Raw genomic sequence first — 9,317 nt, 5'->3', positions numbered from 1 at the left:
AGGATCCCGTCCCGGTAGCCGTCGAGGAACTCCACCTGCTTGACCCCGACCGCCGCGGCCGCCGCCCGCTGCTCCGACTCCCGCAGGATCGGCATCTGCTCGCGGGGCGTGTCGTCGAACCCACCGGCGTCGCCGCGCGTCACCAGCAGGTACGCGACCTCGAGGCCGGCGTCGACCCAGCGCGCGACCGTGCCGGCCGCGCCGAAGTCGATGTCGTCGGGGTGCGCGAAGACGCACAGCACGCGCTGGACGTCGTCGAGCGGGGTGGCGCTGGGGGGAAAGCTCATTACAGCGGCCCCCGGCCCGCGCGCAGGATGAGCAGGGCCAGCTGGGTGCCGTCGGCGCCGAGCTCGGCGCTGAAGCGCTCCAGGATCTCCCGCTCGCGCGAGAGCACCAGCCGGGTGCCGCCGGCGGCGACGCGCGTCTTGCCCACCTCCTGCGAGATCGCGGCGCGCTCCTTCCAGAGCGCCACGAGCGCCGCGTCGATCTCGTCGATGCGGGTGCGGAGCTGGGCGATGTGTTCGTCGGGGGCCGACTGGGCGTCGGCGGGCTGCTGTTCCATCGTGATGGCGGCCATTCTCGTCGTTCCTTCTCAGGTCTGGCTGGTGCCCCCGCCCCGGGAACGCGAACGCCCCGGGCGGGAGCCCGGGGCGTCGGTAGGTTTGGCGATCAGGCGCGACCTACGGCTGCCGGACTCCCGCAGCCGTAAAAAAAGTAGTCGCGCACCTGCTCGATCACGTAGCCGAGTATGGCACGCGCCTGACGACTGCGTGAAGGTCTTCCGCAGGATGGGATCGTCGCGTTTCGGTCTCCCGCGACGGCCGGGTCGGGCGGAAGTGTCGGTGGGTCGGCATAGACTCGCCCCTGCGATGCATGCTCTCTTCGAAGTGCCTCAGACCCCGACGCCGCAGCCGCCGCGTCAGCCCAAGCCTGACCTGCTGGAGGGGCTCAACGGCCCCCAGCGCGACGCGGTGACCCACGAGGGGCAGCCGCTGCTCATCGTCGCCGGCGCGGGGTCGGGCAAGACCAAGGTGCTCACCAGCCGGATCGCCTATCTGCTGGCGAAGCGCAACGTGCACCCCGGCGAGATCATCGCCATCACGTTCACCAACAAGGCCGCGGGCGAGATGAAGGAGCGGGTCGGCCGGCTGGTCGGCAACCGCGCCCGGCTGATGTGGGTGTCCACCTTCCACTCCGCCTGCGTGCGCATCCTGCGGGCCGAGCACGACCACGCCGGGCTCAAGTCGACGTTCTCGATCTACGACGCCGACGACTCGCGCCGGCTCATGCAGCTCGTGGCCCGCGAGCTCGACCTCGACCCGAAGCGCTATCCGGCGCGCGGCCTGGCGGCGCAGGTCTCCAACCTGAAGAACGAGCTGGTCGACCACGAGGCGTTCGCCGCCTCCGCGAAGGGGCCGGCCGAGCGGGCCCTCGCCGAGGCCTACACGCTCTACCAGCAGCGGCTCACCGAGGCCCACGCGCTCGACTTCGACGACCTCATCATGCGCGTCGTCCACCTGCTGCAGAGCCATCCGGAGGTCGCGGAGAGCTACCGGCGGCGGTTCCGGCACGTGCTCGTCGACGAATACCAGGACACCAACCACGCGCAGTACATGCTGGTGAAGGAGCTGGTCGGGGACACCGGCGAGCTGTGCGTCGTGGGTGACGCCGACCAGTCGATCTACGCGTTCCGCGGTGCCACGATCCGCAACATCCTGGAGTTCGAGCGCGACTTCCCCAATGCGCACACGATCCTGCTGGAGCAGAACTACCGCTCGACCCAGACGATCCTCTCCGCCGCCAACGCGGTGATCGGGCGCAACACCGAGCGCAAGCCCAAGCGGCTGTGGAGCGACCAGGGGGCGGGGGAGCAGATCGTCGGCTACGTCGCCGACACCGAGCACGCCGAGGCCGACTGGGTCGCCCGGGAGATCGACCGGCTGGCCGACACCGAGGGCGTGCGCCCGGCCGACGTCGCGGTCTTCTACCGCACGAATGCGCAGTCCCGGGTCTTCGAGGAGATGTTCATCCGCTTCGGCCTGCCGTACAAGGTGGTCGGCGGCGTCCGGTTCTACGAGCGCAAGGAGGTGCGCGACGCGCTGGCCTACCTGCGGGCGGTGGTCAACGACGACGACACGGTGAGCATCCGCCGGGTCCTCAACACCCCGCGCCGCGGCATCGGCGAGCGCGCCGAGGCGTGCATCGAGGCCCTCGCGAGCCGGGAGCGCATCTCGTTCGGCGCCGCCCTGCGCCGCGCGCCGGAGGCGCCGGGCATCTCGACCCGCGCCGTCAACGCGATCGGCGAGTTCGTCACGCTGCTCGACGAGCTGCGCGTGATGGCCGAGACGGCGCTGCCCGAGGAGGTGCTGGAGGCCGCCCTGGAGCGCTCCGGTTACCTCGCCGAGCTGGAGGAGAGCACCGACCCGCAGGAGGCCGGCCGCGTCGAGAACCTGCAGGAGCTGGTGAGCGTCGCCCGGGAGTATACGGAGCGCACCGAGGCCACCGTCGCCGTCGCCGCCGAGCAGGGCGACGCGACCGCCGCCCCGCCGCCCACCGTCGCCGGCTTCCTGGAGCAGGTCTCGCTCGTCGCCGACGCCGACCAGATCCCCGACGACGACCCCGACCACACCGGCGTCGTCACGCTGATGACCCTGCACACCGCCAAGGGCCTGGAGTTCCCGGTGGTGTTCCTCACCGGCCTGGAGGACAGCGTCTTCCCGCACCAGCGGTCGATGAGCGACAAGAAGGAGCTGGAGGAGGAGCGCCGGCTGGCCTATGTCGGCATCACGCGCGCCCGCCAGCGGCTGTATATCTCCCGGGCGGTGACGCGCTCCGCCTGGGGCCAGCCGGCGTATAACCCGCCGTCGCGCTTCCTGGAGGAGCTGCCGCCGGAGCTGGTCCGGTGGGAGCGCACGGACGCGGCGTATACGAGCTGGTCCGGCCGCGGCGGCGTCGGCGGCCGCGGCTCCGGCGCCACGCAGTCGCGCACCTCGTCCTTCGTCGGCAACACGCCGAAGGCCGCGCAGCTGGCCGCCAAGCTCGGCCTCGACGCGTCGAAGCTCTCGACCGCGAGCGAGCTGCAGCGCGACGTGCCCGCCCTGTCGGTCGGCGACCGGGTCAACCACCAGCGCTACGGCCTGGGGCGGGTGCTCGCCGTGGAGGGCCAGGGCGCCCGCGCGCAGGCCCAGGTGGACTTCGGCGACCAGGTGATGTGGATCGTGCTCCGGCACGCCCCGATCGACAAGCTCTGACCCCGGCCGGGTTCGGGGATTTCGCGCCGGCCGCCGCCACGGTGGCCGGCGTCGCTCCATGATCGTGGGAACCGTCTGGTCGCCGGGGCGGGCTCAAGCGGTGGTTGCAACACCTGAGGCATGATCGTTGGAGCGATCTGGTCGCCAGGGCAGCCATCTCGCGCCAACGATCAAGACCCGGTGCGGCCGCCGCCGCGTTGCCGACAGACGTTGGTCGATCTACCCTCGTGACGGCCCGGCGGTTCGTGTCGGCAGGCCGTGGTGCGGGCGGCTCAGGAGTAGATCGCCTCGGTGTGTTTCTGGATGTCCACGCCGTGCTTGCGCATGAAGGCGAGCGGCTCGACCGGGCGGTCGTTCACGCGCACCTCGAAGTGGAGGTGGGAGCCGAACGAGTGGCCCGTGTTGCCCGTCAATGCGATCTTGTCGCCGGCCCGCACCTGCTGGCCCTCGCGGCAGAGCAGCTTGGAGGCGTGGCCGTAGACGGTCACGAGGCCGTCGCCGTGGTCGATCATCACGTTGTAGCCGTAGCCGCCGTTCCACCGGCAGAGGGCAACCGTGCCGGCGGCCACCGCGACGAACGGCGTCCCCTGCGGGGCGCCGAGGTCGACGCCCGGGTGCAGGCGGCCCCAGCGCTGGCCGTAGAACGAGGTCAGCGTGTAGCTGCGCAGGGGGAGCATCCACACGTCCGGGGCCGGCTGGCCGGCCGTCGACGAGTGACCGTCGCCGCGGCTCGCCCGCGTGGCCGACCGGGCCGAGACGTCGTCGAAGCTGCTCGCCTCCATCGACAGGCCGTCGGTGTGCGGCTCGGGCAGCGCGGCCGAGGTGCCGAGGGCCACGATGCCCGCGCCGACGACGGCGGTGGTGAGGACGGCGGCATATCGGCTCGGCGCCGGCCGCATGCGCCGACGGCCCCGATAATTCACGCGCGGAACGCGATCATCCACGCGGAAACCTCCATATCGGGGCGGAAAAGGAAAGGCACAGATTCGTCACGGTAGCCAATGCGGAAAGCGCGCCACAAGACGTTGCGGGCGCCACGCCGCAAACACCCCCAGCAGGTGGGATTGTGCGTAACCGGCGGCGTCGCGGCGTCGTTGCAGGCCGCTGCGGTACCTTCTGGGAAAGCGCCCCACAAGGGAAGGACAGGTGAAGATGAGCGCGCGGACCCGCGTCGTCATCGCCAAACCCGGCCTCGACGGACACGATCGAGGCGTGAAGATCGTCGCCCGGGCACTCCGGGACGCCGGCATGGAGGTCATCTACACCGGGCTGCACCAGACCCCGGAGCAGATCGTCGAGACCACGATCCAGGAGGACGCCGACGCCGTCGGCCTGTCGGTGCTCTCCGGCGCCCACATGACCCTGTTCCGGCGGGTCATCGAGCTGCTCGCCGAGCGGGGCGCGCAGGACGTCGTGGTGTTCGGCGGAGGGATCATTCCCGACGAGGACCTGCCCGAGCTGGAGCGGCTCGGCGTGGCCCGGATCTTCACGCCCGGCGCGACCACCGAGTCGATCGTCGAATGGGCGCGCAGCCATATTGCTTGATTCACGCACGCAAATGCCGATAAGAAAACAAAAGGGAGGGGCCGGACGCACCCCTCACACGTCCGGCCCCTCTATCGCACGATGCCCCGCCGCCACCCCTCGACCGACAGGGCATCGGCCGTCTTGGTGCCGGCCCGGCCCCCGGGGTACCTGCCCCGTGGGCGGGCCGACACTGCACTCAACGACGGCCTTCGGGGGCGGTTACGCGCGTCCCCCGTTCGGGACATCCGAAGTGGAATCGCGCACATCGGGAGACCGCGCGGTTGCCGCCCGTGCGCGGCTCGTTAGGCTGCGATCGTTGAGCCGTCCTCGCGATGGGGCAGACGGCATGGTTGACGGATCGGGACCACTGTGGACCTGTACGAGTACCAGGGGCGCGCCCTCTTCGCCGAGCACGGCCTGCCCGTGCTTGACGGCGGCGTCGCCGAGACCCCTGAAGCGGCCCGGGCGATCGCCGAGGATCTCGGCGGACGGGTCGTCATCAAAGCTCAGGTGAAGGTCGGCGGCCGTGGCAAGGCCGGCGGCGTCAAGCTGGCCGAGGGCGCCGACGAGGCGACCACCCACGCCACCAACATCCTCGGCATGGACATCAAGGGCCACACGGTCCACAAGGTGATGGTCACCACCACGGCGGACATCGCCGAGGAGTACTACTTCTCCTACCTGCTCGACCGCGCGAACCGCACGTTCCTGTGCATCGCCAGCGTCGCCGGCGGCATGGAGATCGAGACGGTCGCGCACGACGCGCCGGAGAAGGTGGCCAAGGTCGCGATCGACGCGGTCAAGGGCGTCGACGAGGCGACCGCGCGGAAGATCGTCGAGCAGGCGCAGTTCCCGGCCGAGGTCGCCGACCAGGTCGTTGCCATCGCGGTCAAGCTCTGGCAGGCGTTCGTCGCCGAGGACGCGACCCTCGTCGAGGTGAACCCGCTCGCGAAGACCGCCGACGGCACCGTGCTGTGCCTCGACGCGAAGGTCACGCTGGACGGCAACGCGGACTTCCGCCACCCCGACCACGAGGAGCTCGAGGACAAGGCCGCGGTCGACCCGCTGGAGCAGGCGGCCAAGGAGAAGAACCTCAACTACGTGAAGCTCGACGGCAACGTCGGCATCATCGGCAACGGCGCGGGCCTGGTCATGTCGACCCTCGACGTGGTCGCCTACGCGGGCGAGAGCCTCGGCAGCAAGCCGGCCAACTTCCTCGACATCGGCGGCGGCGCGAGCGCGCAGGTCATGGCCAACGGCCTGGAGATCGTGCTCGGCGACCCCGACGTGAAGAGCGTCTTCGTCAACGTCTTCGGCGGCATCACCGCCTGCGACGCGGTCGCCAACGGCATCGTGCAGGCCCTGCAGCTGCTCGCGGACCGGGGCGAGGCGGTCACCAAGCCGCTCGTGGTCCGCCTCGACGGCAACAACGCCGAGGAAGGGCGCCGCATCCTCGACGACGCCGCCAACCCGCTCGTCGAGCGGGTCGACACGATGGACGGGGCGGCCCGCCGCGCCGCCGAGCTCGCAGCGAGTGGGGTGTAACGACCATGGCGGTATGGCTGACCGAGTCCAGCAAGGTCATCGTCCAGGGCATGACCGGTGCCGAGGGCTCCAAGCACACCCGGCGCATGCTCGCCGCGGGCACGGACGTCGTCGGCGGCGTCAACCCGCGCAAGGCGGGCCAGCAGGTCGACTTCGACGGCACGAAGCTGCCGGTCTTCGCGAGCGTCGCGGAGGCGATGGAGCAGACCGGCGCCGACACCAGCGTGATCTTCGTCCCGCCGGCGGGCACCAAGTCCGCCGCGATCGAGGCGATCGACGCGCAGATCCCGCTCGCCGTGGTCATCACCGAGGGCGTGCCGGTGCACGACACCGCCGCGTTCTGGGCGCACGCGCGGGCCACCGGCGGCAAGACCCGCATCATCGGGCCGAACTGCCCCGGCATCGCCAGCCCCGGCAAGTCCAACGCCGGCATCATCCCGGCCGACATCACCGGCCCGGGCCGGATCGGCCTGGTCAGCAAGTCGGGCACCCTGACCTACCAGATGATGTACGAGCTGCGGGACATCGGCTTCTCGACGTGCATCGGCATCGGCGGCGACCCGGTCATCGGCACGACCCACATCGACGCGCTCGCCGCGTTCGAGGCCGACCCGGAGACCGCCGCGATCGTCATGATCGGCGAGATCGGCGGCGACGCCGAGGAGCGGGCCGCGGACTTCATCCGGTCCAACGTGCGCAAGCCGGTCGTCGGCTACATCGCCGGCTTCACCGCGCCGCCCGGCAAGACCATGGGCCACGCCGGCGCGATCATCTCCGGCTCGGCGGGCACCGCCGACGCCAAGAAGACGGCGCTCGAGGCGGTCGGCGTGCGGGTCGGCAAGACCCCGACCGAGACCGCCAACCTCATGCGCGACCTCGTGAACGCGCTGTAGAAATCGCAGGGATTCGGACGGCCGGGGTGAGTGACCGGCCGTCCGGTCTTTGACAGAGTAAGACCGATGCCCACCACCCCTGAGGAACCGGAGGACGGGACACAGACCCGGCTCGCCGACCGGGAGACCGTGCGCCTGCCCGCCCAGCGGCGGCCGGTGCGGGGCAAGCCGCCCGCCCGCCGCCCGGCCCGGCGTGCCCCGCTCGCCCTCGCGGCGACGGTGACGACCCTCTGGGCGGCGCTGGTCTCGCTGGTCCCGACCCTGGTGGTGGTCTGGCTGCTGCACGCCGTCGACAGCTCCGGGGCGCCGCTGGGGCAGCTCCTGCGGCTCGGGGTCGCCGGCTGGCTGCTGGCCCATTTCGTACCGCTGGCGACCGGCATCGGCCCGGTCAGCCTCGCCCCGCTGGGCCTGACCGTCGTCGCGGTCTGGCGGGTGTACCGGGCCGGCGTCCACACCGCCCGCGCCATCGGCGCCCGCGGCAAGCCCAAGGCGAAGCGCGGCTGGTGGTCACCCTGGCCGGCCGCCCGGGCGGCGCTCTGCGTCGCGCTCGTCTACGGCGTGCTCGGCGTCGTCGCGGCCGCGGTCGCCGACCACAAGGGCATCGACGTCCCGATCGTCCGCGCCGGGTTCACGTTCGCCGGATTCGCGCTGGTGGCCGCCGGCCTGGGGGCGTTCACCGAAGCGCGGGGCATCGCGAGGCTGGCGGCGCGGCTCCCCGGCGTGCTGCGCGACGCCACCCGCACCGGCGCCGTGGCCGCCCTGCTCATCCTCGGGGCGGGCGCGGCCGTGACCGGCATGGCGGTCGCGGTCAGCTTCGGCGACGCGAGCCAGATCATCGACGACTACCACACCGGCATCGCCGGCCAGATCGGGCTGGTCGTGGTCTGCGGGTTCTTCGCACCCGGCGTCGCCACCTGGGCGGCCAGCTACCTCGTCGGGCCCGGCTTCCAGATCGGCTCGGAGACCACGATCAGCGCGGCGGAGGTGTCGGTGGGGCCGCTGCCAGCGGTACCGCTGCTGGCTGGACTCCCGTCGACGCCGGCGACCGGCTGGGCGCCGCTCCTGCTCGGGCTGCCGCTCGCCGCGGCCCTGCTCGCGGGGTGGCTGCTCGCCCGCCGGTCGTTGCGCGACGATCCCGGGCGGGGCTGGTGGCCGCTGCTCGGCGCCGCGGCCCTGACCGGCCCGGTGGCCGGCGTCCTGCTCGGCCTGGCGTCCGTCGCGTCCGGCGGCTCGCTCGGCGGCGGCGGGCTGGCCCAGGTCGGGCCGCACGCCGGAGCGGTCGCGTTCGTGGCGATGCTCATGACCTCGATCGGCACGCTGCTCGCGACGACCGCCACCAAGCTGGTCCTGCGCGCGAAAAAGGAGCGCGGGTAGTCCCGCGCTCCTTTTGGTGTTCCTATCGGCTTACGGGCCGGCTTACGGGTAGCTGAAGCTCGTCGAGAAGCCGAACGCCGCCCAGAGGATCATCCAGAGGATGAACAGGGCGATCGCGACGCCACCGCAGATCAGGCCGGCGAGCGCCTGGCCGCGGTTGGTGGCGAGGCCCTGCTTGGCCTTGTTCATGCCCAGGTAGCCGAGGACGGCCGCGGCGATACCGAGCGGGAAGCCGATGTAGAAGCAGCACAGCAGCGGGATCGCGGCGATGCCCAGAATCATGCCGACGAGGCCGAGCGTGTTCTGCGGCTGCTGGCCGCCGTAGCCGGGGGTGCCGTACCCCGGCTGCTGCGGGTACGCGCCGCCGGAGGTCGGGTAGGCGCCGCCCGAGGTCGGGTAGGGCGAGCCGGAGACCGGCGGCTGCTGTGCGTACGGGTCCTGGTACGCGGGCTGCTGCGGCTGCGCGTACGGGTCCTGGTACGCCGGCTGCTGCGGCTGCGCGTAGGGGTCCTGGTACGCCGGCTGCTGGGGCTGGCCGTACTGCGGCTGACCGTACTGGGGCTGACCGTACGGATCCTGGTTGGGCTGCTGCCCGTACGGATCCTGGCCCGGTGGTGGGTAGCCCATTGCGATGGCTCCTAAGGCTAGGGACAACTCCGCTGGTGGTGATTCGCACCAGGGTAGTCCCGAGAGGGATACGGAACTTCGGCAGCGTACTGGTCCGGAT

At 71.6% G+C, this 9,317-nt stretch carries 9 protein-coding genes; 5 read left to right on the top strand and 4 right to left on the bottom strand.

Going from position 1 to position 9,317, the window contains the following annotated elements; all coding sequences use genetic code 11:
- A partial coding sequence (locus IEZ31_RS56195; protein ID WP_229834515.1) for a PIG-L deacetylase family protein occupies positions 1-287 on the bottom strand: 287 nt, incomplete at its 3' end.
- Complete coding sequence (locus IEZ31_RS09035; RefSeq protein WP_190249454.1) at positions 287-562, bottom strand: chorismate mutase; 276 nt, start codon at positions 560-562, stop codon at positions 287-289. The genes IEZ31_RS56195 and IEZ31_RS09035, both read right to left, overlap by 1 nt.
- 307 nt (positions 563-869) lie before the next feature.
- Here IEZ31_RS09035 and pcrA point away from each other — a divergent pair, with 307 nt between their 5' ends.
- Positions 870-3,251 (top strand): DNA helicase PcrA, encoded by a 2,382-nt coding sequence (gene pcrA, locus IEZ31_RS09030; protein ID WP_190249306.1) that lies wholly within the window; start codon positions 870-872, stop codon positions 3,249-3,251.
- Positions 3,252-3,523: 272 nt separating this feature from the next.
- On the opposite strand, the gene IEZ31_RS09025 is transcribed toward pcrA, so the two are convergent.
- The gene (locus IEZ31_RS09025; RefSeq protein WP_190249305.1) at positions 3,524-4,150 is read right to left on the bottom strand and encodes a M23 family metallopeptidase; all 627 of its coding nucleotides are present in this window, start codon (positions 4,148-4,150) and stop codon (positions 3,524-3,526) included.
- A 253-nt stretch (positions 4,151-4,403) separates the two neighbouring features.
- On the opposite strand from IEZ31_RS09025, the gene icmB reads away from it, so the two are divergent.
- The 4 genes from icmB (at position 4,404) to IEZ31_RS09005 (ending at position 8,590) form a co-directional block, all read left to right on the top strand.
- Positions 4,404-4,796: a coenzyme B12-dependent isobutyryl CoA mutase small subunit gene (gene icmB / locus IEZ31_RS09020; protein ID WP_190249304.1), complete on the top strand. Its 393-nt coding sequence runs from the start codon at positions 4,404-4,406 to the stop codon at positions 4,794-4,796.
- A 351-nt stretch (positions 4,797-5,147) separates the two neighbouring features.
- Positions 5,148-6,323, top strand: a complete 1,176-nt coding sequence (gene sucC / locus IEZ31_RS09015) for an ADP-forming succinate--CoA ligase subunit beta (RefSeq protein WP_190249303.1) — start codon at positions 5,148-5,150, stop codon at positions 6,321-6,323.
- A gap of 5 nt (positions 6,324-6,328) precedes the next feature.
- Positions 6,329-7,216 carry a succinate--CoA ligase subunit alpha gene (sucD, locus tag IEZ31_RS09010; protein ID WP_190249302.1) on the top strand — a complete coding sequence of 296 codons (888 nt, stop codon included), beginning with the start codon at positions 6,329-6,331 and terminating at the stop codon, positions 7,214-7,216.
- 66 nt (positions 7,217-7,282) lie between these two features.
- Complete coding sequence (locus IEZ31_RS09005; RefSeq protein ID WP_229834513.1) at positions 7,283-8,590, top strand: cell division protein PerM; 1,308 nt, start codon at positions 7,283-7,285, stop codon at positions 8,588-8,590.
- 42 nt (positions 8,591-8,632) lie between these two features.
- On the opposite strand, the gene IEZ31_RS09000 is transcribed toward IEZ31_RS09005, so the two are convergent.
- Positions 8,633-9,217, bottom strand: a complete 585-nt coding sequence (locus IEZ31_RS09000; RefSeq protein ID WP_373294541.1) for a DUF4190 domain-containing protein — start codon at positions 9,215-9,217, stop codon at positions 8,633-8,635.
- Positions 9,218-9,317 lie beyond the last annotated feature (100 nt).

The organism is Dactylosporangium sucinum (genome assembly GCF_014647515.1).
GTDB classification, from domain to species: domain Bacteria; phylum Actinomycetota; class Actinomycetes; order Mycobacteriales; family Micromonosporaceae; genus Dactylosporangium; species Dactylosporangium sucinum.
Note: the sequence above shows the minus strand (reverse complement) of the source record. Positions and strands in the feature narration are given on the sequence as shown.

What these genes read in the sequence shown, in the direction of transcription:
- IEZ31_RS09035 (WP_190249454.1), bottom strand. Translation starts at nt 562, where the DNA reads ATGGAACAGCAGCCCGCCGACGCCCAGTCGGCCCCCGACGAACACATC.
- IEZ31_RS09005 (WP_229834513.1), top strand. Translation starts at nt 7,283, where the DNA reads ATGCCCACCACCCCTGAGGAACCGGAGGACGGGACACAGACCCGGCTC.
- IEZ31_RS09025 (WP_190249305.1), bottom strand. Translation starts at nt 4,150, where the DNA reads ATGCGGCCGGCGCCGAGCCGATATGCCGCCGTCCTCACCACCGCCGTC.
- IEZ31_RS09000 (WP_373294541.1), bottom strand. Translation starts at nt 9,217, where the DNA reads ATGGGCTACCCACCACCGGGCCAGGATCCGTACGGGCAGCAGCCCAAC.
- icmB (WP_190249304.1), top strand. Translation starts at nt 4,404, where the DNA reads ATGAGCGCGCGGACCCGCGTCGTCATCGCCAAACCCGGCCTCGACGGA.
- sucD (WP_190249302.1), top strand. Translation starts at nt 6,329, where the DNA reads ATGGCGGTATGGCTGACCGAGTCCAGCAAGGTCATCGTCCAGGGCATG.
- pcrA (WP_190249306.1), top strand. Translation starts at nt 870, where the DNA reads ATGCATGCTCTCTTCGAAGTGCCTCAGACCCCGACGCCGCAGCCGCCG.